This window comes from Paenibacillus sp. 1-18 (genome assembly GCF_000520755.1).
Classification (GTDB): domain Bacteria; phylum Bacillota; class Bacilli; order Paenibacillales; family Paenibacillaceae; genus Paenibacillus; species Paenibacillus brasilensis.
Genome location: NZ_ASSB01000029.1, coordinates 28,972 through 54,374, shown reverse-complemented (window position 1 = coordinate 54,374; position 25,403 = coordinate 28,972). Strand labels below are relative to the sequence as shown.

At 47.2% G+C, this 25,403-nt stretch carries 25 protein-coding genes and 1 pseudogene; 18 read left to right on the top strand and 8 right to left on the bottom strand.

Annotated elements, in window-relative coordinates; genetic code table 11:
- The 5 genes and pseudogenes from L693_RS27570 to L693_RS0102060 form a co-directional block, all read left to right on the top strand.
- Nucleotides 1-202: pseudogene (locus L693_RS27570) on the top strand (peptidase M14); the annotation flags it as partial.
- Between the two features lie 136 nt (nucleotides 203-338).
- Entirely contained in the window at nucleotides 339-605 is a 267-nt protein-coding gene (locus L693_RS0102075) for a hypothetical protein (protein WP_025715845.1), read from the top strand.
- Nucleotides 606-815: 210 nt separating this feature from the next.
- Nucleotides 816-1,118 carry a heme biosynthesis protein HemY gene (locus L693_RS0102070; protein WP_025715844.1) on the top strand — a complete coding sequence of 101 codons (303 nt, stop codon included), beginning with the start codon at nucleotides 816-818 and terminating at the stop codon, nucleotides 1,116-1,118.
- A 23-nt stretch (nucleotides 1,119-1,141) separates the two neighbouring features.
- Nucleotides 1,142-1,363 carry a DUF1450 domain-containing protein gene (locus L693_RS0102065; protein ID WP_007429791.1) on the top strand — a complete coding sequence of 74 codons (222 nt, stop codon included), beginning with the start codon at nucleotides 1,142-1,144 and terminating at the stop codon, nucleotides 1,361-1,363.
- 94 nt (nucleotides 1,364-1,457) lie between these two features.
- Complete coding sequence (locus tag L693_RS0102060) at nucleotides 1,458-1,727, top strand: hypothetical protein (RefSeq protein WP_025715843.1); 270 nt, start codon at nucleotides 1,458-1,460, stop codon at nucleotides 1,725-1,727.
- 102 nt (nucleotides 1,728-1,829) lie between these two features.
- On the opposite strand, the gene L693_RS0102055 is transcribed toward L693_RS0102060, so the two are convergent.
- Complete coding sequence (locus tag L693_RS0102055) at nucleotides 1,830-3,812, bottom strand: LTA synthase family protein (RefSeq protein WP_025715842.1); 1,983 nt, start codon at nucleotides 3,810-3,812, stop codon at nucleotides 1,830-1,832.
- A 239-nt stretch (nucleotides 3,813-4,051) separates the two neighbouring features.
- A complete protein-coding gene (locus L693_RS0102050) occupies nucleotides 4,052-5,212 on the bottom strand; it encodes a THUMP domain-containing class I SAM-dependent RNA methyltransferase (RefSeq protein ID WP_025715841.1) in 1,161 nt (386 codons plus the stop codon).
- 172 nt (nucleotides 5,213-5,384) lie between these two features.
- Here L693_RS0102050 and L693_RS0102045 point away from each other — a divergent pair, with 172 nt between their 5' ends.
- Complete coding sequence (locus L693_RS0102045; RefSeq protein WP_025715840.1) at nucleotides 5,385-6,029, top strand: O-methyltransferase; 645 nt, start codon at nucleotides 5,385-5,387, stop codon at nucleotides 6,027-6,029.
- A 109-nt stretch (nucleotides 6,030-6,138) separates the two neighbouring features.
- Here L693_RS0102045 and L693_RS0102040 read toward each other — a convergent pair whose 3' ends face one another.
- The gene (locus L693_RS0102040; RefSeq protein WP_025715839.1) at nucleotides 6,139-7,359 is read right to left on the bottom strand and encodes an MFS transporter; all 1,221 of its coding nucleotides are present in this window, start codon (nucleotides 7,357-7,359) and stop codon (nucleotides 6,139-6,141) included.
- 231 nt (nucleotides 7,360-7,590) lie between these two features.
- On the opposite strand from L693_RS0102040, the gene hemE reads away from it, so the two are divergent.
- From hemE to L693_RS0101995, 9 genes are all read left to right on the top strand, one after another.
- Nucleotides 7,591-8,637 carry a uroporphyrinogen decarboxylase gene (gene hemE / locus L693_RS0102035; protein WP_025715838.1) on the top strand — a complete coding sequence of 349 codons (1,047 nt, stop codon included), beginning with the start codon at nucleotides 7,591-7,593 and terminating at the stop codon, nucleotides 8,635-8,637.
- A gap of 33 nt (nucleotides 8,638-8,670) precedes the next feature.
- Nucleotides 8,671-9,612, top strand: coding sequence for a ferrochelatase (hemH, locus tag L693_RS0102030; RefSeq protein WP_025715837.1), 942 nt, complete (start codon nucleotides 8,671-8,673; stop codon nucleotides 9,610-9,612).
- 7 nt (nucleotides 9,613-9,619) lie between these two features.
- Complete coding sequence (gene hemY, locus L693_RS0102025) at nucleotides 9,620-11,065, top strand: protoporphyrinogen oxidase (protein ID WP_025715836.1); 1,446 nt, start codon at nucleotides 9,620-9,622, stop codon at nucleotides 11,063-11,065.
- Nucleotides 11,066-11,201: 136 nt separating this feature from the next.
- A complete protein-coding gene (locus tag L693_RS0102020) occupies nucleotides 11,202-12,689 on the top strand; it encodes a CapA family protein (RefSeq protein ID WP_025715835.1) in 1,488 nt (495 codons plus the stop codon).
- A 79-nt stretch (nucleotides 12,690-12,768) separates the two neighbouring features.
- Nucleotides 12,769-13,539: a glycerophosphodiester phosphodiesterase gene (locus L693_RS0102015; protein ID WP_025715834.1), complete on the top strand. Its 771-nt coding sequence runs from the start codon at nucleotides 12,769-12,771 to the stop codon at nucleotides 13,537-13,539.
- 39 nt (nucleotides 13,540-13,578) lie between these two features.
- Nucleotides 13,579-14,202 carry a fumarylacetoacetate hydrolase family protein gene (locus L693_RS0102010; protein ID WP_025715833.1) on the top strand — a complete coding sequence of 208 codons (624 nt, stop codon included), beginning with the start codon at nucleotides 13,579-13,581 and terminating at the stop codon, nucleotides 14,200-14,202.
- A 238-nt stretch (nucleotides 14,203-14,440) separates the two neighbouring features.
- Entirely contained in the window at nucleotides 14,441-15,247 is an 807-nt protein-coding gene (locus L693_RS0102005; RefSeq protein WP_025715832.1) for a DUF92 domain-containing protein, read from the top strand.
- 82 nt (nucleotides 15,248-15,329) lie between these two features.
- Nucleotides 15,330-15,902, top strand: coding sequence for a TetR/AcrR family transcriptional regulator (locus tag L693_RS0102000; protein WP_025715831.1), 573 nt, complete (start codon nucleotides 15,330-15,332; stop codon nucleotides 15,900-15,902).
- A gap of 127 nt (nucleotides 15,903-16,029) precedes the next feature.
- Nucleotides 16,030-17,979 carry an ABC-F family ATP-binding cassette domain-containing protein gene (locus tag L693_RS0101995; RefSeq protein ID WP_025715830.1) on the top strand — a complete coding sequence of 650 codons (1,950 nt, stop codon included), beginning with the start codon at nucleotides 16,030-16,032 and terminating at the stop codon, nucleotides 17,977-17,979.
- Between the two features lie 176 nt (nucleotides 17,980-18,155).
- Here L693_RS0101995 and L693_RS0101990 read toward each other — a convergent pair whose 3' ends face one another.
- From L693_RS0101990 to L693_RS0101970, 5 genes are all read right to left on the bottom strand, one after another.
- The gene (locus tag L693_RS0101990; RefSeq protein ID WP_025715829.1) at nucleotides 18,156-19,193 is read right to left on the bottom strand and encodes a M42 family metallopeptidase; all 1,038 of its coding nucleotides are present in this window, start codon (nucleotides 19,191-19,193) and stop codon (nucleotides 18,156-18,158) included.
- Nucleotides 19,194-19,207: 14 nt separating this feature from the next.
- Complete coding sequence (locus L693_RS0101985; protein WP_049825025.1) at nucleotides 19,208-19,588, bottom strand: LapA family protein; 381 nt, start codon at nucleotides 19,586-19,588, stop codon at nucleotides 19,208-19,210.
- A 114-nt stretch (nucleotides 19,589-19,702) separates the two neighbouring features.
- A complete protein-coding gene (gene pepF / locus L693_RS0101980) occupies nucleotides 19,703-21,499 on the bottom strand; it encodes an oligoendopeptidase F (RefSeq protein WP_025715828.1) in 1,797 nt (598 codons plus the stop codon).
- Between the two features lie 200 nt (nucleotides 21,500-21,699).
- Complete coding sequence (locus tag L693_RS30945) at nucleotides 21,700-21,888, bottom strand: hypothetical protein (RefSeq protein WP_025715827.1); 189 nt, start codon at nucleotides 21,886-21,888, stop codon at nucleotides 21,700-21,702.
- 7 nt (nucleotides 21,889-21,895) lie between these two features.
- Complete coding sequence (locus L693_RS0101970; RefSeq protein WP_013309704.1) at nucleotides 21,896-22,129, bottom strand: hypothetical protein; 234 nt, start codon at nucleotides 22,127-22,129, stop codon at nucleotides 21,896-21,898.
- 171 nt (nucleotides 22,130-22,300) lie between these two features.
- Here L693_RS0101970 and L693_RS0101965 point away from each other — a divergent pair, with 171 nt between their 5' ends.
- The 3 genes from L693_RS0101965 (at nucleotide 22,301) to L693_RS0101955 (ending at nucleotide 25,391) form a co-directional block, all read left to right on the top strand.
- Complete coding sequence (locus tag L693_RS0101965) at nucleotides 22,301-22,498, top strand: cold shock domain-containing protein (RefSeq protein ID WP_007429810.1); 198 nt, start codon at nucleotides 22,301-22,303, stop codon at nucleotides 22,496-22,498.
- Nucleotides 22,499-22,705: 207 nt separating this feature from the next.
- Nucleotides 22,706-24,121, top strand: coding sequence for an MATE family efflux transporter (locus L693_RS0101960; protein WP_025715826.1), 1,416 nt, complete (start codon nucleotides 22,706-22,708; stop codon nucleotides 24,119-24,121).
- A gap of 190 nt (nucleotides 24,122-24,311) precedes the next feature.
- Complete coding sequence (locus tag L693_RS0101955; RefSeq protein ID WP_025715825.1) at nucleotides 24,312-25,391, top strand: tetraprenyl-beta-curcumene synthase family protein; 1,080 nt, start codon at nucleotides 24,312-24,314, stop codon at nucleotides 25,389-25,391.
- The last annotated feature ends 12 nt before the right edge of the window (nucleotides 25,392-25,403 follow it).

The window sequence follows — 25,403 nt, the reverse complement described above, 5'->3', positions numbered from 1 at the left end:
GGGGCTGGCTGCCGTGACAGGATACCGGGCGGTAAAGCTCGGAGGGAGCGATGCAGGCTATAAGGACTGGTTTATACAGCGGTTTGGTAAACCGGGTTTTACGGTTGAGGTCGGATTGGGCGTAAACCCGCTACCCATGCGTGATTACGACGACATTTCTGCAGAAGTGGGTATGTTAATGGCAGCAGTGCTGTCATGGTAAAAGACTAAGCCATCTGGAACGTAATGATTCATTCGTACGTATGTAGGGGGAACACGTTTTTTACAAGTGTTCCTCTTTATGTATCCCTTTAACGGGTAAATATACTTAGGAGCATTGGAAATGGAGTGAACAACCTATGAAGTGGAAAAGATTACTATCTCTCCGTCAATGGTCACATGTATTTCGGCGTATGCCCCGCTTAATTACCTCTTCAAGGATTCCTTGGAGTGAAAAATTACTTTTTGCCGTTCCTGTGTTGCTTTATTGGGTGCTGCCTGATGTTATGCCCTTTATGCCCGTCGATGACATTGGGGTGACGCTGCTGCTCATGAATTGGTTTGTAACCCGTGCCGAACGAAAGTATCCCGACGTGCTTGAAAAGCAGCATGCACGTGTTCGGTAGACGTAAACTTATGAATTTCGTGATTGCGATTTTACACGATTTTCTTTACAATAGGAATATTGACTTTTGTTATGCTGCCATTTATCTATTTTTTCTTTGAGATAGAGGCTAATCATCTGTAGTTGCTGATTTTACCTGCTAGGTTGTGTGGTGTGATTGGTATCCCAAAGACCACATTTCATTTGATGAATATGAAGGAGATGAAGTTACATGAATTGCAAAATTACTCGTAACGCAGCTAAAGTATTAAAGCTTGAACTGGATAAGACAGAAAACCAAGGAAAGAGCCTGCGCGTGGTCATTACGCATGCTCACGGAGATCATGCTCATTACGGGCTTGATTTGGACACGCCTAAAGAAACAGATACTGTAGTATCTACAGATAAAGGTATCGATGTTATTTTGGAAACAGGTCAGCCACTGCTGGATGGTGTGAAAATTGATTACTTGTACTTCCCCCAAGAAGGATTTGTCATTACTAACCCTTCCCAAGGCAATCACGGCGACCACTAAGCCGGAGCAAGGAGGGATGAAAGATGGCCAATGATATTCGCGTATGTGATGAATGTAATCATATTCGCTTGAAAACGATCTTGCCCAAATTGCAAAAGATGGCACCGGATGCCGAGATCAAAATCGGCTGCAAATCGTATTGCGGTCCTTGTGGAAAACGGGCGTTTGTGTATGTGAACGGACGTTACGTGAGTGCGGCCACAGAGGATGAGGTCTTGGAAAAGGCTGCGCGTTTTATAAAATAGCTCGGCGCACAGCATTCACAACTTTTTGCATAGTTCCCCTTCTTCTGATCCATGCTAATGGGTGTAGACCACTGCCCAGAAGGAGGAGTGACTCATGGCCCAGTATGATTCCAATCTCGACGATCACAGTGTCGAGGCCCAGACGCAAAACTCGGTGGACAAGCTCCACCATGCCGTGTCTCAGGCGTTGTCACATCCGGCTGAGCAATTGATTGAGCAGGCGGAGCAGTCTCGCACTCATGCAGAGCATGCCATACAGCAGGCGAAGGATAGTCTTGGTGACGATGCAGTAGAAGTTGCCGAGGAAATGCTGGATGAAGAGGTAGGGCGGCTTGAGCAGGCCAAAAAAACGTTGCGTCCCTAGACATTCGTCATTGTACATGAGTGCAGTCTAGCGACTGTGAATACAAAAATCCCGATCAACAGCACATCTAGGCTGATTGATCGGGATTTTTTGTTTCCCTCGTTACTTATTCGCTTGTGATTCCCACTGGCGAATGAGGTCGTACGTGATGACCTGATCGGAAATGTTCAATCGATTAAGAGCCTCGGTATACCCCGGTCCGCAGGCATTCACATCCGTAGGCTGGCCTGTAGACAGGTTGTAACAGGTCCCTTTGGAGAATGTACCATCCTCAGATGGAATGTAGTACACTTGACCATCCGTGAAAGCACCGCTGCGCAGCACGACCATACGCGGTTTCCCGCTAAACAGATCATTCCCCATAAAATGATAGGGTTTAGTAGAGATCCCGAGCAGATGCATTACAGAAGGCGTCAAATCCAGCTGTCCTGCCGGTTCCGTATAGGTCCCAGCATGACTTCCATCAGGAAGATGCACAAGCAGCGGCACCTGGTTCATGATCTTCTGCATGTCCAAGTCTGTTAGTGGCTTGCCCAGAAACTTTTCATATAGTGCTTTATCTTTAATAGAGTTGTCATGATCCCCGTAGAACATCAGGATCGTATTGTCCCACAAACCGTCTTTCTTCATCTGCTCTACCAGCTCGCCCAATGCTTCATCTACATAATGGACAGATTTCAGATAGTCTCCGAACATCGTGCCTTCAAACTCGCCAACGTCCAGATCTACTGCGTCAGGGGACAGGTTGTACGGATGATGGCTGGAAATGCCGACCATATAGGCATAGAACGGTTGTTTGACTTCGGTAGTGAGATCATTGAGCGTTTGACGGAAGAAGGATTTGTCTCCCAATGACCAGCCCAGTGGCTCATCTATTTCAAAATCTTTTTTACTGTAGAACTTGTCATAGTTCATCGCCTTGTACATCGTATAGCGGTTCCAGAAGCTGCTGTCGTATACGTGAAACGCATTTGGACTATAGCCAGTACCCTTTAAAATAGAAGGCAATGTATCGAATTTATGGTCTGCATAACGGATAAATACCGAACCCGTAGGTAGCGGATGCAATGAAGCATGTGTAGAAAAGTCCGCGTCCGAAGTGCGACCCTGTGCAGTTTGGTGAAAATAATTGTTGAAATACATACTTTCCTTCATCAGCTTGTCAAAGTTAGGCGTAATCGCTTGGCCGTTGATCTCTTTGCCGATAAAAAAGTTCATAAACGCTTCAGCCTGAATGACCATCACATTTTTGCCCTTATACTTACCGGACAGATCATTTTTCACCTGAAGCAGCTTCTGATGCTGATTAAACCATTGCTTGTCCTTGTCCGATTCGGCTTGAGCCAACGTAGGCTGAGTTCCAAGATGATCCTGACTATAGCGGTAGATATCATATCCGTGAAATCCGATCAATCCGGTTACGTTGTACAAGGCCATCGACCACCAACTACCGACAAATATGCCGGTTGCCCAGGTTGAGGTATAATATTTGATCGGTCCAAAGGTGAAAATATAGCCAATTACGAAGGCCAGTGCGCCTTTGGAGAAGCGGAGCAGGAATCTCTTGGCAAACGAGCTTCGGGACGTTTCCGCGTAAGGATCAGTTGTTGTATACCGACGCCGCAAGAAAGCCACGAATATCACATATGGAATGAACAGAATCCAGTCTGCAAAAAAGAAAATATCCCACCAGTACATCAGGGAAACGATGCTCCCCCCCAGGGAATCAACCTGTCCGGCTTGAAGCAAGACGGGAATCGTAATGAAATCCTGAAAATACCGGTAATAAACCATGTCGGAATAAATGAGCGCGGTGAGCAAAATATCGAGCACCACTAGCGCAACCAGACGTCCGCGACGTGGTAGCCACAAGGTCCAGAAGCTTACAAGCAAGAGTGAACCCATTGCGATGACATAATCCAACAGATTCATATCAATATTTTGGGCATGCAGGTTATAATGAATCAATACGAGCTTGCCAATCATAAGTACAAAAAATAGACCCAACCCGAAATATCGGGACAGTAGTAATCTGCTGAACATGTTTCCAGTGCGACTTGCACTGGCCGTGCGAATAACCAACACTTTACCCCCTCCGGCAGAAATGTTCGGCTAGTATAAACTATAGATTAACATCATGTTAAAACCGAAATGCCTTTAATTATTATAGCGCTCATCTGGCACATTTCAATGATTAAGTAAAGAAAATACAGCATTTCCCTTTCGATAATAGAATGCAGCGGTACAGTTTATTAGGCTGAGCAAGCACAAACCAGGCCAGGAGTCGAACAGAGAGTCCGTTTCCTGGCCTGAGTTTTATCTATTTAGGACTGCGATGGCAAAATATCTTTGCGACGGGGAGGAAGAGGGCCTAGATACTGATAGTATTGGCATTCAATCCGGCCATTAAACAGCTTGCGACGCTTATCTGCCTTGCGGCCCCAATAATGCTCAAATTGCTTGGTGGAGCTGATGGCAAAGAAGGACCAGGTCTTCATTTCGGCTGCTGTGCGTGCGAGTGTACGAATCAGCTTTTCCACTTCGGGTTGCTCGCTCAGTCTTTCGCCATAAGGTGGGTTTGTAATCATTACACCGTATTGGCCCTCGAGTCTGACCTTGCTTGCAGGCATCACCTTCAGTGAAATGTCATTAGCGAAGCCTGCCGCTTTCACAGCCGCCTCAGCAACTTCGATGGCACTTGGATCAATATCGCTGCCTGCGATCTCAAAAGGAATATCATCGCGGGTCAAATCCATTGCCTCGTCACGGGCTTGATTCCATAATTCTTTGCCAAGGACAGGCCAGTTTTCAGAATTAAAGGTGCGTCTCAGACCTGGCGCAATATTCCAGGCTTGCATGGCGGCTTCGACCAATAAAGTCCCGGAACCGCAGCACGGATCGTAGAAGGGGCGATCCGGGCTCCAGCGGCTAAGCTGAATCAGAGCAGAAGCCATCGTCTCTTTTAGAGGGGCCTCTGTAACAAGTTTGCGGTAGCCGCGTTTGTGCAGCCCTGGCCCGGTTGTATCCAGCGTCAGCAATGCACGGTCATTCAGTAGAATGACCTCAATGACATAACGAGGGCCGTCCTCGGCAAACCAATCTGTGTGGTAGGTTTCCTTGAGCTTTTCTACAATGGCTTTCTTGACGATTCCCTGACAGGCCGGTACGCTGCTAAGCTGTGATTTGTGAGAACGTCCCTCTACGGGAAACTCACCATCTACAGGAATCCAATCCTGCCATGGCAATGCCTTGGTACCCTCAAACAGCTCGTCGAAGGTGGTTGCGGCAAATTCACCCATTTTAATAAGAACGCGATCTGATGTGCGAAGCCACAGATTACATCGACATATATCCATATAATCTCCGGAAAAAACGACGCGGCCATTCTCGACGGTCAGATTCTCATACCCGAGTTCTCTGAGCTCCCGGGCCACGACGGCTTCAAGTCCCATCGGCGCAGTTGCAATTAGTTGCAGTTGAGTCATTAAACGTATTCACTCCGTCTCCATAATCATGTAAGCTTGGTTCAATCCCTATAGTATAGGTCATTGTACACAAAGAGACAAATTAATCAGGCAAATCATTCAGACAAATTATTTAACGAAGGACACCGTATTCAACCTGCGTTATGATAAAAGCAAGAAGGAGAGATGGAACATGGAAATTACACCGAATATGACGCCTGAACAATATGTAGACCAACTGGTACAGGAGGATGAAGCGCTGCGCGGCATCAGGGAGGCCATCATTGGAGAGGGAATGCCTGAGGTGTCGGTTGCTCATCCCTATGGCAAGCTACTGACTTTTTTAATTGAGGTGTCCGGCGCCCAGGAGGTATTGGAAATTGGCGCGTTGGGCGGGTACAGCGGGTTATGTCTGGCTCGTGGGCTGGGGAAAAAGGGACGTATTGTATCCTTGGAGCTAAAAGAAGCGTATGCGCGACTTGCGCATAAGCATATGAAAAATAACGGTTACGGTGATTGTGTTGAATATCGTATTGGACCTGCAGCGGACAGTTTGCAGGCACTTCAGGAAGAGGGACGAACCTTTGACTTTTTTTTCATTGACGCGGATAAGGAAAATTACCCGGTATATTTGGAATATGCGATTGCTCTGGCGAAGCCGGGTGCCATTATTGTCGGCGATAACTGCTTCCTTCGTGGACGTACGCTGAATACAGATAAAAATGGTCCTGCCGTACAGGCCGTGAGACGCTTTAATGAAACGATCGCTACAGACCCGCGTCTGGTAAGTACGCTTTTGCCAGCCTATGATGGTTTAGCACTAGCGAGAGTAAAATAACACGCAGCTCCTATCTCCATAGCTCCACAAAAAAGACCTCCGTGTCCACAACAACGTGGAGCGGAGGTTCTTCAATGTTTCCAAAATGCTAATCTCACAGTAGGTTGTCTTACCTGAAATCATGCGCGGTCTTATCACTATAGAGTTTCATACGTACCCAGAATATGTTGACGATCAACAGGACACCCGACATAATGAACAGTCCTTCGATGCCGATAAACCCGGACAGTACCCCACCAATAACTGCACCCAGCATATTCCCTAGCGCAAGCGAGCTAGTATTGAAGCCGAAAGAGCGGCTTTCCATGCCTTCTGGTGTATACGTGCGAATCAGTGCATTTACACTGGGCAACAGGCCGCCCATAAACACACCCATGAAAAAGCGGATAATGACAAGTTGCCAAACTTCATTGACAAAAGCCTGCGGAATGAGCATAACTGCTGTTCCGAGCAGGGAGATGGTCAAAATTTTGTGAGCTCCTATCTGGTCACTCAATCTTCCAAGCAGCGGTGCAGCCACCATATTGGATACGCCGGTAATGGCCGTAACAAACCCGGCAATCAGTGCAATTCCTTCTGTGGAGCCATATAGCTTCTGTACATACAAAGGTAGCAGTGATACCGTGCTAATCATGGCAAACTGGAGCAGGAAGGTCACGGTGAACAAAGCTGGAAGCTGAGGCGTATGGCTTAGCTCCTTTAGCCCGGCAAGTACCGAGATTTGCGGAGTACGTGCAGCTTCCGCTTTGCTGAAGTTTTCTTTAACCAGAAACATTGCAATTAAAGAGGCCAGGAAAATAAGAGATCCTGTAATGTAAAAGATTGGTCTGAATCCGACCAAGTCTGCCAAAAAACCACCTAGGAGAGGGCCAAGAATTGTGCCAGCCATCTGACCAGATTGTATAATGCCCATCGCGAATCCAGTTCGCTCCTTAGGTGTGGTACCCGACACCAGAGAAATGGAGGCCGGATTGAAGCCCGAAATCGTACCGTTCAGCAGACGGAGTGCTAACAGCTGCCAAGGATGGGTGACCAAGCCCATGCATCCGATCACTAGGGCCATACCGAAGCCTGAGCGAAGCAGCATGACCTTGCGCCCATATCGGTCCGCCAGCTTGCCCCACAAAGGCTGAAATATAAATGAGGTCAAAAAGTTTGCGGCAAAAATAACTCCGGCCCATAGACCGATATCGTGCTCTCCCTTTACATGGAGGTCATGAGCCAGATACAGGGCGAGGAACGGAGTTATCATTGTAATACCCGCATTGACCAGAAACTGACCGACCCATAGCACAATGAGGTTGATTTTCCATGTCTCCCACGATTTCAATGTGCGCTCACTTCCTTTCTGCCATTCTCATCCTGTTGTAATAAATGTTCATCCATATATAATTACCCGGAGCTTTAAAAAAGCCATTCCTTTAGTATAGCACACTTCATTGGAACTTTATCCAAATGTCATGGGTTTGTCATGGTTTGTTCGAGAGCGGCGGTTGTTACGACTCTTGAAAAAGGGCATAATAAAATATAGTATTTATGATTCGAACTGGAGGCTGAAGTCATGACCTACAATGATACCTTTATTCGCGCTTGCCGCAAGCAGGCTGTGGATCATATTCCCGTATGGTACATGCGGCAGGCCGGAAGGTATGACCCTGAGTATCGCAAAATTAAAGAAAAATATACGTTGCTAGAAATTTGCCGCCAGCCCGAGTTGGCCGCAGAAGTGACTTTAATGCCCGTGCGCAAGCTTGGGGTGGACGCTGCTATTTTATATTCTGATATTATGAATCCGGTAGCCTCGCTTGGGGTTGATTTTGATATTGTCAAAAATATTGGCCCGGTTATTGATAATCCGATCCGGTCAGCTGCGGATGTAGACAAACTGCGCCCGATTGATGTGGAACGCGATCTGGGTCATATCTTGGAAACGATTCGTATCCTGGACCGTGAATTGAAAGTGCCATTAATTACGTTCGCTGGGGCGCCTTTTACAATCGCCAGCTATTTAATAGAAGGAAGACCATCCAAAGGATATATTCGTACCAAAGCGATGATGTATGGAGAGCCTGAACTATGGCATCGTCTGATGGATAAGCTGGGGGATATGGTGATTACATATGTACGTGCCCATATCGCTAACGGCGGTAAGGCATTTCAATTGTTTGATAGCTGGGTAGGCGCGCTTACGCCTTATGATTTCCAAACTTTTGTCCTACCGACCATCACGCGTATTTTCCATGAGTTGTCCGATCTGAATGTACCTAAAATTTATTATCCAGGTGTAAGCTCCGGTGAGTTGCTCCCACATTTAAGTGAGGTAAAAGCCGACGTGATTGGGCTGGACTGGCGGGTAAGTATACCTGAAGGGCGCCGTCGTCTGGGGAACGGTTTTGGTGTGCAGGGAAACCTGGACCCTTATGTGCTCACGGCCCCAATAGATGTGATCAAGCAGTACGCAAAAAAAATCGTAGATGAAGGAATACTGGAGCCAGGATATATTTTTAATCTGGGTCACGGGTTATTTCCTGAGGCCTCGCTAGATAAGTTAAGAGAGCTTACGGAATATGTACATGAGTATTCACGCTCCGTTATATCAAAGAATTAATACATTTAGAAATATTCAAGGGGTGATCTGTTAATGAAAACCAAAGTGGGTGTTCTGGTTATGTCCTACGGGACGCCGGAGAGTCTGGATCAGGTCGAAGCCTATTATACACATATTCGTCGCGGTAATGCCCCCTCAACGGAGCAGTTAAAGGAATTGAAAGATCGCTATGAAGCTATTGTGGGCGGTGTTTTTCCACTGCGTCAGAATACGGATCGTCAGGTTCAAAATCTGCAAGAAACCTTAAATCGGGAGAATCGCAACCCGGGCATTGAATTTATTTGTTATCAGGGACTCAAACATGCCAAGCCGTTTATTGAGGATGGTGTGGAAGCAATGGTGCAGGATGGTATCCGTACAGCGGTGGGTGTCGTGCTGGCTCCGCATTATTCCGTTATGAGTGTAGGTACTTACATTAAGCGTGCACAGGCCAAGGCACAGGAACTGGATCTGTCTATAACTTTTGTAGAGAGCTATTATCTTCATCCAAAGCTGATTAAGACGCTCACAGAGCGTGTGAATGCCAAGTTGGCGCTTTTTGAAGAAGCAGGGGCCAAACGTGATGAGGTTCGTGTTCTGTTCAGTGCGCATAGCCTGCCTGAGCGGATTGTGGCTATGAGTGATCCTTATGTGGAGCAATTAATGGCTACATCGCAGGCTGTTGCGGACAAGGCGGGAATTACCAACTGGCAGTTTACGTGGCAAAGCGCGGGTCGCACGGCAGAGCCTTGGCTGGGGCCTGATATTTTGGATACCATGCATAGTCTCAAGGAAGAGCAGGTAGAGTATGTGCTCGCTGCGCCGGTCGGCTTCGTATCCGATCACTTAGAGGTGCTATACGATCTGGATATTGAAGCACAGGCTTTGGCGAAGGAGCTGGATATGCGTTTTCAGCGCATAGATTCGCTCAACAGTGATCCGCTATATATGGAGACGCTTAGTGATGTCATCATAGACCAATGGAAAAAGGGATGAGGACATAATGGAGCAAAAATTACGCAAAATTGTGATTGTAGGCGGCGGCTTGACCGGGCTTAGCGCAGCTTTTTACACACGGAAAATGTACAAGGAGGCTGGCTACACACCACGAATTACACTGGTGGAGAAGGCTCCTGTGCTGGGCGGCAAAATTGAAACGTTGCATAAAGACGGGTTTGTGATTGAAAAGGGGCCGGATTCCTTTCTGGCCCGTAAAACAGCCATGATAGACCTGGCAAAAGAGCTGGAACTGGATCATGAACTGGTGAGCACGAATCCCGACGCAAAAAAAACGTACATTTTGCATGAAGGACAGCTTCATCCGATGCCTCCCGGTCTGGTACTGGGCATTCCTACGGAACTGAAGCCATTTCTGCGCAGCGGATTAATCTCCTTGGGTGGGAAATTGCGGGCTATGATGGATTTTGTCATTCCCCCCCGCCGCGAACCTGGAGATGAGGCATTGGGTGATTTCATCGAACGTCGACTGGGTAAGGAAGTGCTGGAAAATGTAACCGAACCGCTGCTGGCCGGGATCTACGCCGCCAACATGAAGACGCTAAGTTTGCAGGCGACTTTTCCGCAATTTGCAGAGGTTGAGCAGCAATACGGAAGCCTCATTCACGGGATGATGACTGGGAGAAAACCAGCCGAGACACATACTGGTACGAAAAAAAGCGTCTTTATGACCTTCCGTCAAGGCCTGCAAAGTTTGGTGCATGCGTTACTGAATGATTTGTATGACTGTGATTTGCGCACGGGAATTGCTGTTACCGAATTCACAAAGACAGCAGAAAGTGAAGAAAGCGCCTATCGTGTTACTCTGGACAATGGAGAGACGCTGGAGGCAGACGATATTTTTGTAACGACTCCAACCTTTGCTGCTGCACCGCTCTTGCGAGAGCATGTGAATGTGGCTGCACTGGAGGCTGTAAATTATGTATCTGTGGCCAACGTGGTTATGGCCTTCGATAAGAAAGATATTGAGAATGTCTTTGACGGTTCCGGTTTTCTCGTTCCCCGTAAAGAGGGGCGCAGTGTGACGGCTTGTACGTGGACGTCTGCCAAGTGGCTGCATACCAGCCCGGATGATAAGGTGCTCCTGCGTTGCTATGTAGGGCGAGCAGGAGCGGAGGAAACCGTAGAATTGCCGGATGATGATCTGATTGCGCTGGTACGGCAGGATTTGAAAGAGATGATGGGAGTTACGGCGACTCCGTTGTTTACCGAAATTACACGTCTTCGCAATTCCATGCCGCAATATCCCGTAGGGCATCCGCAGGCTATAGCCGATCTGCGGGAAGAGCTGGGAACTGCCATGCCGGGAGTGTATGTTCTGGGCGCTGGCTATGATGCGATCGGCTTACCGGATTGCATCCGTCAGGCCAAGGAGTGGGCCGCTAATGCCGTCCAAGCAGCACAGCAGGAAGCGGTTAAGGTACAGTTGTAAAAGTTCGATGATGAACCCTTCGTGTTCTAGGCGAGGGGTTCTATTTATATTGAAATTTGATATATAATGGAGAAGGTGAAAAATTCGCCGAATAAAAGGAATTCATGCATATGCTATGGCATAGAAGGAGTGAAGAATGTACCCTCCCAGATCACAGCGAAATGAAGGTAGGAAGAAAACGAGAAAAACCAAAATAGGCAAGGCTTGGATCTTAACGAATCTTGTCCTGCTGCTAATGATTATAGGTCTTTTCGGTTATTATTACATATTTGAACGTGACAACAGTAGCTCACTTGCGGACAACGGAGAGCTTTCGCAATCAGAGAAGAAAATCCAAACGGGATCTACTGGGGAAGGAGGGGCTTCTGCCCCGGTGAGCAAGAATGTTACAGCCTTGTCCAGTAAACAACTGGACGAAGGTTCTGATGTAGATAAGCAGGCTACTGACGATGGAGCAAAGCAAGCTGCTGATGCTACGGCAAATACGGGCAACCGTTCGGAAAAACCGTTGGATACCAAAGATTCCGAAAATGATTTATTGGTATCGGATTCATCCTCAGAAAAAGCTGGGTATGCATGGGGCGATTCTACAAACAAGAATACCTCAGGTAGCGAGCCATCTGCCCATAGGAGCGAAACGGCTGCTACAAATAAAGCTGAAACGGACGGTAACCCTTCATCCACAGTCACGCTTCACTTTGTAGGGGATGTGCAGTTTTCCGGTAAAGTTGAGCAGCGGCTGGAGAAAAACGGATTTGATTTCCCATATCAATATCTTGGCAACTTGTTTCGTAAAGACGACCTGACGGTCGCCAATCTGGAAACGCCGGTGACAACCGGTGGTGTTGGTGCGTTAAATAAAACGTATGTGTATAAATCTTCTCCCAAGGCGTTAACTGCGTTGGCCACCGCAGGGATAGATGCTGTAAATTTGGCTAACAATCATATTTTGGATCAGGGTACAGATGGCCTATTGGATACACTTAAATATTTGGATGAAAAGGGTATAGCTCATGCTGGAGCCGGACGTAATGCAAAAGAAGCGTATGCTCCGCACTATTTTGAACGTAAAGGCATTAAAATTGCTTTGTTAGGGGCTACACGTGTCATGCCAGAAGCCAATTGGAATGCAGGCGTCAAGCAGCCCGGTGTTGCTGGAGCGTATGATTCGACTGCCATCGTGGAATCCATCCATGAGGCCCGCAGGCAGGCAGATCTGGTGATTGTCATTGCCCATTGGGGGAAAGAGCGCGCCACTGCCCTGGAGCCGCATCAAACTGAGCTTTCACACGCTTTTATTGATGCCGGGGCCGATCTTGTCATCGGGGGTCACCCGCATGTGCTTCAAGGGATGGAGCAATACAAAGGCAAATGGATTGCATACAGCACAGGCAATTTTATTTTTTCCAAATCTATGGTCCCAGCCACTTGGGACACAGCGATATTTCAGGCAACCTGTACCCGAAGCGGGACTTGCGCTATGAAGCTGACTCCCTACCGGGCGGAGCTGGGTCAACCAATCCCATTGAAGGATGCGGAGGCCAACAAAATTTTGCAGAGAGTAGCAGCATTGTCGCCGGGAAATGTCTCAATAGGTGCGGATGGTACAGTAAGTGCTCACTAAAGTTTGGAAAAAAACCTCAATTGAGAATTATGGAACAATTATATGAAGAACTCCTTTGTGGATGGAGGTCATAATTGGGATGAATCATTTGTGCGTGGCTCACCGCGGCTTTTCAGGTATTGCTCCCGAGAACACGTTGGCGGCCTTTAGGCTTGCGCTGGAGCAGCCGTTTGTACACTGGATTGAGCTGGATGTACAGCTATCGAAGGACGATGTTCCGGTGGTCATTCATGATTTTACGCTGGAGCGAACAACAAATGGGACGGGACGGGTAAAGGACCTGAACTGGAAAGAGCTGCAACAACTTGATGCAGGTAGCTGGAAAGATGCAGAATATTGCGGCGAAAAAATCCCTTCTCTCGCGCAGGTCCTGGATATGTGTCGCGGCCGTGTATCACTCAATATTGAACTTAAAACAGCGGGCGATATGTATCCCGGCCTCGAGAAAGCTGTACTTCGTGAAATTGTGATGAGGCAGATGGAGGGTGAAGTGGTATTGACCTCCTTTGAGCGTACCGCTTTACGCCGCACCAAAGAGCTGGCACCTGAGATCCGTACCGGACTGATTATCGACGCGCGTCCAGACGATTTGGCAAAGCAACTGGAGAAGCTGCAATGCTCTTTTCTATCCATGGGCTATCCGCGTCTGGATCGAAACCTGATGAAGGACCTGACGGGACGTGGTATTACGGTTATGGCATGGACGGTGGATGACCGCCGCATCATGCGGAAATTGTCCGCACTGCATCCTGAATTGATGATTTGTACCAATTGGCCGGATCGCTGGGAGCAAGTTTTTTTGCTTTCCAAGCACCGATTGTGGCACTATATACGTAATCTTATTCGTTAAATCAACGTATTACACATGGGGGAAGGGTGGTTGGTCGTAATGAACGCGGAAATTCGTAATGTTTACTGTGTCGGGCGTAATTATAAGCTGCATGCAGAGGAATTGGGGAATGATGTTCCTGCTGAACCGATGATTTTTTTAAAGCCTTCCCATGCGGTTTTACCGCTGGATGGTGCTATGCTGGAGCTTCCCCGGGATAAAGGTGAGGTTCATTTTGAAGCTGAGCTGGTTGTGGCTGTCGGGCGTAATTACGAGCCGGGGATGTCTGCGGATACGTGTTTGAGTGCTTTTGCATTTGGGATTGATTTTACCCTGCGTGATGTACAAAGCGCTCTTAAGAAAAAAGGCCATCCCTGGACTGCCGCCAAGGGCTTTAAGTCGGCTGCTCCCCTAACTCCCTTCCTGCCCTTGGAGCGCTTGGACATGCTGGAACAGCACGAGTTTAGCCTGCTCAAAAACGGACAGGAAGTACAACGCGGCCATATCAGGGACATGATTTTTTCTATTCAGCACATCGTTGACTACATAGCGACTCATTATGGGTTGGGTGAGGGTGATATCATTTTTACAGGCACGCCAGCGGGCGTTGGCCCTGTCACAAGCGGGGATCGCTTCGAGCTTTTCTGGGGAAGTGATCGTCAGGGAAGCTGCACCATCGCCTAACAGTCAGCGAAATACTACTAAGTAAAGCGGGGGTTTCTTGGTAATTGCCCTATGGTTGGGCTAAGTGCTTGAACCTGGTTTGGTTGGTAATGAGTGAACTAAGCAAATAAGAATTGTGAAGGCCGTGTCCTCTGCCAAAGCATGGGGCACGGCTTTTATATCAGCGCAGAGCGAGGTACAATAATAGAAAGAACTGAAAAACGAAATCGGGAATTCCATTTAAAAGCGGGGGGATTGGATGGACTGGATTATCGGAATGCTTTGCGCTGCTGTAGTAGCGGGGGCTGCTTTTTATAAAAAATCTTTAACCTTATCGGGCTTTCTCGCAGCTGTATTGATGGGAACCGTGTATTATGGGGCGGGCAATCTGTTCTGGTTCGGCACCTTGCTCCTGTTCTTCATTACATCAACTCTCCTGTCTAGGTTCAAAAAGGACCGCAAGGCAGAGCTTGAAAAATCGTATGCCAAAACCGGTAATCGGGATGCAGGTCAGGTGTGGGCCAACGGGGGATTAGGCATGCTGCTATGCCTGGGGGATGCAGTATGGCCTCATCTGACCTGGCAGCTAGCATTTGTTGGTGTCATGGCTACGGTCACATCTGATACGTGGGCAACAGAATTCGGCAGTCTAAGTCGTAAGCCGCCACGTTCGGTGCTTAACGGAAAGGTGCTGGCGCCCGGAACCTCGGGAGGCGTATCTGTAATGGGAACGACTGCGGCCTTGGCTGGGGGCGTATTGATCGGAATAGGTGCATGGTTTTTCGGATACGCCATAGGAACGCCGGGCTTGCCGCTAACGCTGTGGGTATTGATTGGAGGCATATCGGGGAGTGCGGGGGCCTTTGCTGATTCCTATCTTGGTGCGACGGTGCAGCGGATGCGTTCCTGCACGGTTTGTGGACGGGAAGTAGAAGTAGACTCACATTGCGGACAAGCAACGGTGTATGAGCGTGGCTGGCATTGGATGAGTAATGATCGGGTGAATAGCATTAGTTCTATTTTCGGAGGCTTGGTTGCTCTTATAGGTATTTTCTTTATACTCTGAACACCGTGATGGAGATCGATACAACAAAATATCTGTTTTATAAATTAACTGTGCTTTAATCATTGTATAAGGAGGTGCGAAGATGAGCGGTATACACGGAGATAAATATGAAGCCATTTTGGATGCCGCTTACACAGTCTTCGGCGCCAAAGGCTTTTATGAGAGTAAAATTTCCGAGATTGCAGAGGATGCAGGTGTTGCCAAAGGCACGGTTTACTTGTACTTTAAAAGCAAGGAGCAGCTATTTACAGCAGTCACACGCAGAGATTGCGAGCAATATCTGGCCGAAATGCAGGGGGCACTGGTCCAACACAATTTGGCAGAGGGACTGCTGCGGATGGCCAACTTGCATTTGCATTACTATTACAAGCGCAAGCAGCATACCCAATTATTTTTTATGACTCCGAACAATAACCCTGATTTAATGGAATTTATGCGGGGGTTTATTCGGGACTATACAGATATGGTCACAAATAAATTGGCGTCAGAGGGTGTGCAGCAGCCCGAGTTCCATGCGAAGGCCTTTATCGGTATGCTGGAACGTATGAAAATGGATATTTTATGGAATCAGGATTTCCACGAATGTGACGTGGATCAGACGGCTGAATGGGCGGCACATTTATTTATGCACGGATGTAAAGCCAGGGTGCAGTAATTCTGACATTTTGTAGCTAAAAACCGTACTGATCTTGTTCAGGTAACGGTTTTTTTTAATCATTAGCTGTGTCTGTGTTAAAATAAAAAGGATGCAGCACAAAACTGGGGAAGAGTAGGGAATCCGTATGAATATTATGACCGTTGAACATATAACGAAAAGCTATGGTGAAAAAGTGTTGTTCCAGGATGCTTCCTTTGGTATGGATGAACGTGACAAAATAGGAGTCGTCGGTGTGAACGGTACTGGTAAATCAACGTTTTTACGAGTGATTTCCGGACTGGAGCCACCAGATGATGGAAATATTGCAGTGAACAATGATGTACGTATTCAGTATTTGGCGCAAAATCCGGAGTTTGATCCTGAGATGAAGGTACTCCAGCATATTTTTCACGGCAACCAGCCAGAAATGAAAGCGGTGCGTGAATACACGGAAACCATGGAGCTTTTGGAGCTGAATCCGGGCAGCGAGGAGCTTCAGAACCGTCTGTTGCGAGCAAGCCAGCAAATGGATACGCTTCAGGCATGGCAGTTGGAGAGCGAGGCCAAAAGTATACTTACTCGGCTGGGAATTACTCAGTTTGAGGCGCGAATGGGCGTTCTTTCCGGCGGCCAGCGCAAGCGGGTAGCTTTAGCGGCGGCTTTGATTCAACCCTGCGAGCTGCTTATTTTGGACGAGCCTACCAACCATATTGATAATGATTCCGTGGAATGGCTGGAGCAATATTTACAAAAAAGGCGCGGTGCGCTATTAATGATCACGCATGATCGTTATTTTCTGGATCGAGTTGCGAATGTCATGCTGGAGCTGGATCATGGCCGGCTTTTCCGCTATGAGGCTAACTACACCCGTTTTCTGGAGTTAAAGGCAGAGCGCGAGGAGCGAGAAGCGTCTTCGGAACAAAAAAGGAAAAACCTGCTGCGTAATGAGCTGGCCTGGATTCGCCGGGGAGCCAAGGCTCGTTCGACCAAGCAGAAAGCGCGCATTGAGCGCTATGAGCAGCTCAGGGATCAACAGCCGGAAGCTCGCTCAGGATCGGTAGAAATGTCCGTAGCCTCTACGCGTCTCGGTAAAAAGATACTGGAGCTGGAGCATCTGTCCAAATCGGTAGATTCTCGCAAGCTGATACAGGATTTGAGCTATATCGCCGTTCCAGGGGATCGTGTTGGTGTCCTGGGCCCCAATGGCAGCGGGAAATCTACCCTGCTCCAAATGATTGCCCAGCGTGTAGAACCGGATTCTGGCAGTGTTGTGCTGGGACCGACTGTGAAACTCGGCTATTTTACGCAGGAACATCAGGAAATGAACGAATCACTGCGTGTCATAGAGTACATTAAGGAAGAAGCTGAGGTGATTCGTACGGCAGACGGATCAACGATTACAGCCGCGCAAATGCTGGAGCGTTTCCTGTTTGCGCCAAACGCCCAATGGACGATGATTTCGCGATTGTCGGGGGGAGAAAAACGGCGCTTGTATCTGCTGCGTGTCCTCATGTCCGCACCGAATGTGCTTCTGCTGGATGAGCCTACAAATGATCTGGACATTCAGACCCTTTCCGTGCTGGAAGACTATTTGGATGACTTCCCAGGTGTGATTTTTATCGTCTCTCATGATCGGTACTTTCTGGATCGGACGGTGGATAAAATACTCGCATTTGAAGGCGAAGGACAGGTACGAGTGCATGTGGGCGACTATAGCGAGTATGCAGAATGGATGAGCAAAAATGCTCAATCATATGCGGCTATGTCTGTTTTGCCGGGCACAGCTTCTTCGGCTCGGTCTTCTGCGCCAAAGTCAGAAGGTGCTTCGAATTCGGTCAAGGAGACAAGCAAAGTCAAGCTTAAATTCACCTTTAAGGAACAGCGAGAATATGAGCAAATTGATGAGCTGATTGAACAAGCCGAAGAGAAGTTGGCCGACATCCAGCGACAGATGGAGGAGGCTTTCAGTGATTCTGCACGGCTACAGGAGCTTATGGCTGAGCAAACGAAGGCCGAAGAGCATCTGGAGTATCAAATGGAGCGCTGGACCTACCTGAACGAGCTGGCCGAGCAAATTGAACAAAGCAAGTCATAAGCTTTCAGATAGCACGTAACCAACATGGTGCAGAAGCGATTTTTTCTTGTTGCTCAGACTAAAAAAGCAAGTCTCCGTAAAGCCGGACGACTTGCTTTTTTATTTACTGATCTGTTTAACCGATCTATTTTACTGACCTATTCTCCAGGGTAACAGGCCGGTTGTCATCATCCAGATTAAGCCGTCACATAAGCTGCAAGCAGGCGAGCCGTGTTCACCACGGCCTGCTTGTGCGTACGCTCCATCGCGTGGGAAGCGTGTACACCTGGGCCGATCAGTGCTGCCCGGATGTTGTTGCCTGCCTTCAGCGCAGCCGAGGCATCTGAACCGTAGTGCGGATAAATATCAACCGCGTACGGAATATGGAGCTCTTTGGCCAAATCAATCAGCCGAGTCGTCATATGATAATCATAGGGCCCGGAGGAATCCTTGGCACAGATAGAAACATCTGTTTCCTTGCAGCTTAGATCTTCACCTATACAGCCCATATCGACAGCTATCATCTCAGTGATTCCTTCGGGTATGTATGCCGCTCCGTGTCCCATTTCCTCATAGTTGGAAATGAGCAGTTTAACAGTATGCCGAGGCTTCCAGCCTTCGTGTATGGCGGATTCCAGTAAACCAAATAGTGCAGCTACACTGGCTTTATCGTCCAAATGCCTCGATTTGATGAAGCCGCTCGGTGTTACGACTGGGCGGGCATCAAATGAAATAAAATCGCCCACCGCAATGCCAAGCTGAAGCACGTCTTCCTTGGATTCAACTAACTCGTCAATTCGTATCTCCATATGACTTTCTGTGCGCTCAAAGCTGCGTGCATCGTCATAGACATGCACGGATGGATGACTGGACAGAATGGTACCTGTATACGTATGTCCGCTTCTGGTATGAATCAGACAGTATTCGTTCTCAATGCTGTTCATCATAAAGCCGCCAACGGATGTCAGACGCAAGGTGCCTTGACTTGTAATCGAGCGTACCATCGCGCCCAATGTATCCACATGCGCGCTCAGTGCCACCGTATAGCCTGTTTCCTGACCTTCCAAAGTCAAGATGGCGCCGCCTTTAGCGTTCCATTCGATATGTACCCCAAGGCTTTCAGCTTCCTTGCGGATCAGTTCCATCACCTGATAGGTATAGCCACTGGGACTGGGCGTATTCAGCAGCCGATTTAGAAAGGTCATGATATAATTCTCATTCAATTGAATCGTCATTTTGTTGCTCCTCCTCATTTGGACAACCGATCAGGGTTAGAGGGCGGTTGCTCTGTATCTTTGTCGGATGTAGATAGCGTACTCGATGAATCAAGCATGTCATAGGTCATGCCATCGTCGTATGCTTCCATCGCGGAGTTGTGCTCTTCTTGAAGTGTATGAAGCTGAGCAGTCAAACGTTTAATCTCTCGCTGAAGCTTATATTGGCGGAAGATACCAAATGAACCGACGATAAGTCCGCCTAAAAGAGTACAGCCAAGAATAAGCAGGATCAAGGGGATACTCACCCTACTAAACAGAAGGTTCACTTGAACCGAGTTCACATTAATGACGGCAAATACAGCCGTTAACAAGGCGATAACAAGAGCGGCGATTAAAGACCATTGTGTTTTCAAAATGCCACCTCCTCCCGTTCCAATCTTACGGTACATTATAAAATCCCTTGCCCGTCATGGACAAGGGATTTATCCGTGCATCATTTTAATGCTGGATTTGATGCGTACACGGTTCTACTTTCCTTCAGTTAGCTTTTCCATTTCCGTAATGACTTCCTCGAATACGCTCATCGCCTCACGAATCGGCTGCGGAGAGGACATATCAACGCCAGCTTTCTTCAAAATATTGATCGAATAATCGCTGCCGCCGCTCTTCAAGAAGCCTAAGTAACGGTCAACGGCTGGCTGGCCTTCTTCGAGAATTTGTTTCGAGAAACTAGTTGCTGCTGAGAAGCCGGTGGCATATTTGTAGACATAAAAACTGTTATAAAAATGAGGGATACGTGCCCATTCCATTTCAATGTCTTTGTCTACCTTCATGCCTGGCCCGTGATATTTCACATTCAGATCATAATAGATCTCTGATAAAAGCTGCGGTGTAAGGGACTCTCCCTGTTCTGCGCGTTCATGTACAATCTTCTCGAATTCTGCAAACATCGTTTGACGGAAAACAGTTGTACGGAATTGGTCCGCATAGTAAGTGAGAAGATACATTTTCTCTTTTGGATCGGTAGATTTCTTCAGCAGATAATCCATCAGTAATGCTTCATTGGTCGTAGAAGCCACTTCAGCTAGGAAAATGGTGTACTGTGCATCCCGATATTTCAAGGCGTTGTCAGAATAATACGAATGCAACGCGTGTCCCATTTCATGAGCAAGTGTAAACATGCTGTTCAGATTATCTTTATGATTCAGGAGTACATAAGGATGGGTGCCATAAGCACCCCAGCTGTAAGCGCCTGTCCGTTTATTTTCATTTTCGTAAACGTCAATCCAGCGCTCATCATAGCCTTTTTGCAGAGAAGCCAGATAGTCCTCGCCCAGTGGCTTAAGCCCTTCCTTCGTTTGCTTTTTGGCATCTTCATACGTTATGTCCATCTTATATTCGTCCACAAGCGGAGCAAACAAATCATACATATGAAGCTCATCCACACCTAACAATTTTTTGCGCAGCTTGATATAACGATGGAGCAGAGGGAGGCTTTCATGAATGGTATTAATGAGATTTGTGTACACTTCCTTCGGGATGTTGTCACCGTATAGTGACATTTCCAATACGGAGGGGTATTTGCGAACACGAGAATAAAAAATATTTTTATTCACATTGGCATTCAGTGTGGAAGCAATCGTATTTTTATTTCTGGCATATGTGTCATAGACCGCTTTAAAAGCACGCTCGCGTACTTCACGGTGCGGACTTTCGAGGAATTGAATATAGCTGCCATGGGTCAGCTCAACCTCTTTGCCGTTTTCATCCTTGATTTTAGGAAACTTCAAATCGGCATTGTTCAGCATACCGAAAATCGTTTGCGGAGCCTGAGCCAGATTGCCAACCTGAGCGAGCAGGGCTTCTTCTGCTTTGCCCAAAACATGCGCCTTTTCCCGCTTCATTTCTTGAAGGGTAAATTTGTAATCCGCCAGCTTCGGATCTTTAATGAAAGCATCAAGCTGTTGATCCGGCAGTGCCAAAATTTCCGGCGTCACGAAAGAAAGAGACTCGCCAACCTCAACGCCTAGTTTCTTGGCTTTTTGCGAAAGCCCTTGATATGTAGGTTCAGCCGTATCCTCATCATGATGCAGATGGGCGTACACATAGACTCGCTCGGTTTTGAGCGACAGTTCATCTTCCAGTTTAAAGCATTTGCCAATCTCTTCGGCTGAATTAAGCTTGCCTTGGAATTGTGCAGCCTTTTTGGCTAATTGTTTGACTTCTTCGTATTCTTGATCCCATGCTTTGCGGTCAGGAAACAGGTCTTCCAGTTTCCATGTATTTTCTACCGGTGCATCGGCGCGTTTTACAATTTTACTCATGGGGAGCCTCCTCTGATCGAACATAATGTGGGGTAGGGCTGCGGCGGTAAGGGACGGATGCCAAAACGAAGAAACCGCCACGCTTACCGTAAGCAGCAAGGCAAGAGGTTTTACGGGATGCATATAACGGCATATCCTCCTTATACCATGGCTTGTCATGCCATTAGTATGACCTCTTACCCCCGAAAGTATAATTTTTCTTACTGTGGGTTGGAACCTATATTTAATAAGCTGTATACAATAAGATAAAAGGCAAGGCAAACCATGATTACGGCAGTGAGGGCCATCCACTTTTTGAGAGGAGTCGGTATCGTATCACGTTTCATGATCAGCACTCCGCCCAGCGTGAAGGCCAAAATAATGAAGATGAGATAGCTGTTGGACACCATGAATCAGCTATACCTGTTTGAAAGCGTTCATGATCCGCTGCCACTCTTCCTCGTTATCTTGAAAGGACTGCTTGGGAAACCGATTTTGAGCCCAGTGCATCAGCGCCGGACGGCTCAAAAAGGTGTGGGCTTCCTCGCCCCAATCATCGGATATTTCCCGTAGAACGATGTAACGGCCCTGCACCTCGACAGTCATCATGTTCCAATTGTCTTTTTTGTATATTTCGTGTTTTTTCATCATATGCATGTCTCCGATAATAGATGTTTTGGTTCATGATACCGCAGTTTCCGCAGCAAAAGCAAATCATTCCAGCCTGAAAATTCATCAAAAACATCAATTGCATTGTGAAAAAGCATGAAGTATAATATGGATATTCGCCATAGATGGCGGTATTTTTAGGAGGTTGTTCACTTGAAAGGTACAGTTAAATGGTTTAACGCAGAAAAAGGTTATGGCTTCATCCAAGTGGATGGTGGCGAGGACGTATTCGTACATTTCTCCGCAATCCAAGGCGACGGCTTCAAAACTTTGGAAGAAGGTCAAGCGGTTGAATTCGAAATTACTGAAGGTAACCGTGGACCACAAGCAGCTAACGTTATCAAACTGTAAGTGTAACTGAATTGTAAGAATTGTTCCGTTACTACGGATGTCTTATATATTACGGTTAAACGATGAATTGAAAGCGCAGTTCCTTAAAATTTAAGGGGCTGCGCTTTTTTGCGCAAAAACGTTTATGATATGAAGAGGTTAAATTGGAATAGGGTATTATACGTATAAAGCCAAGCAAAAGTCACTTTAAATGAAGGAGCTGATTAAATGAGTGCAGCAGAGGCTAGGTCTAAGCCTTCCTTAATTGAAGGTCCCATTGCAAAAACGCTGTTTATGTTCTCTTTGCCGATGCTGTTCGGAAATATTCTGCAATCCCTGAATGGAACCATCAATTCGATCTGGGTCGGGAAGTTTCTCGGAGAGGCTGCATTGACTGCTGCTTCCAACGGAAATATTATTATGTTTTTTCTGATCAGTTCGATCTTTGGCGTCACGATGGCTGCTACCATTATGATCGGACAAAATATCGGAGCAGGAGACATTGCCGAAACCAAGCGTGTAGTAGGCACTAGCGCAGTTTTTTTTCTAGTACTTGCTTTGGCTATAGGTATTATCGGTTTTGTGGGTGTTCCGTGGATTCTTCATGTGCTTAATACACCTGTCGAATCCGTGGATATGGCAATCACGTATACACGCATTATTTTCGCGGGTATGCCCTTTTTGTACGGATATAACTACATTATGACCGTCATGAGAGGGGCTGGAGATTCTAAAACACCGTTTTATTTTCTGATCGTTTCCGTCGTGCTGGATGTACTACTCAACCCGCTATTGATATTCGGATGGGGACCGATACCTGCAATGGGTATTGGAGGTTCCGCAGCTGCTACCCTGATCGCTCAAGGGATCAGCTTCGTACTGATTCTCATTTACCTTTATCGTGTAAAATACTTTTTGCGCATTACATCTTCAGAGCTTCACTTGTTAAGAATCGACTGGAAGATTATTTGGACCCTGATCCGTAAGGGAGTGCCAATGGGTTTGCAAATGATTGCTGTCTCTACCAGTGCAATTGCGTTAATGAACCTGATTAACGGCTACGGGACTGTGGCAGCAGCAGCTTATACGGCAGCGAATAATTTGTCAAGCTATGTGCAAATGCCGGCAATGGCTTTAGGTGCGGCTGTGTCTTCGTTTGCTGCTCAAAATATCGGGGCCGGACGTTGGGATCGAGTGAGCAGGACAACCTGGATTGGAATTGTGTACAATTTTGTGTTGACTGGCGGAGTGGTGGTATTAATTTACGTGTTTGACCGTCAGGCCTTGCTGATGTTTCTTCCTTCTACGGGAGGGGCAATGGAATTGGGGATGCGGATTAATCTGATTACCCTGTGGTCCTTTGTTATATTCGGCATTACCAATGTCATTACAGGCGTTGTTCGCTCTACGGGTTCCGTAATGATACCACTTTTAATTACCATTGTTTCATTATGGGGCATTCGTATACCTTTGGCCTATGCATTTGTCGATAAGTATGGTCTGGATGCTGTATGGTGGAGCTTTCCGGTTGGTTTTTCTATCTCTGCAGTGGCTGTGGTTGTCTATTATGCTTCTGGCAAATGGAAGCAAGCAAGTATGGGAGAGATTCCCCAGGATATGAAGCCAGTAAAAAATGAGGGATAAGTAGGACGTTTATGCTATTTTTGACTAACTAAACATTACAGGAGTAAGCTTTTTTGAAAATAGCCCATTTTCCTTGGATAACAAAGAAAAAAGTGAGGTTGTTCATTTGTGCTAAAAGGACGATCATATTATAATGAATATGGTTTGGATAGGTATAATTACGTAGACAACAATGTGGAGGCACCGTCATTTGAGTTATGTTGAGCAAGGACGTTATCAAGTACCGAGAGGCCCCATAGGTTTAATGAGCCGAATGTACAAGCATATTCTCCCTGAAACAAAACAACAATTGAGCAACTGGAAGAGCAAGGCGGAGCAGATCCCGGACCCCGAGTTGAGAAGTCAGGCACTTGCGAGTATAGCGGAAAAGACGTTTCACTGTGTAGGAGGTGCGGTTTATGCCGCAGCCAATATGTCTGCACGACAGACGCTAATTCCGCTGATCGTGGCGTACCAGACCATTAGCGATTATCTGGACAACCTGTGTGATCGCAGTACGTCTATGGACCCTGATGATTTCAGGCTGCTCCATCAGTCTATGCTGGACGCGATTAATCCGGCGGCTAAACCAGTGAACTATTATGAATTGCGTCGGGAGCAGGAGGATGACGGTTATTTGACCGGGCTGGTGACAACCTGTCAGTCTTGTGTAAGCAGACTTCCGGGCTATGAGGCGGCAATGCCTTACGTTCAGGATTTAGCGGGATTATACACGGATTTGCAAGTATACAAGCATATTAAACCCGAGCTGCGGGAACAAGCGCTTTTGGACTGGTGGTCGTTACATAAAGACCGTACACCGGAGCTTCGCTGGAATGAATTTGCTGCGGCTACGGGTTCAACCCTGGGGGTCTTTATGCTGTTTCTTGCTGCCAGCGACCAGCATCTCACAGATGCGGGGGCTGCCTCAATACATGCATCGTATTTTCCACATGTGTGCAGTCTTCATATTTTGCTGGATTATCTAATCGATCAAGACGAAGACCGGAAGGGCGGAGATCTTAACTTTTGCAATTATTATAAAGATGCCGACATGATGCTGGACCGGATCGCCTACGTTGTGAATCGGGCGCGGGCTGATATTGCAGATGTCCCTGCCAGCTCCTTTCACCGGATGATTATCGAGGGATTGCTGGCTTTATATTTATCCGACCCCAAAGTTAGCGAGCAGCAGGATGTGCGCGCTGTTTCGAGACGTTTAATGAAAAACAGTCCGCTCATGCGTTTGTTTTTCTTATTGAACAGTCGATGGATAAGAAGGCTTATATGATTATTTTGAGGA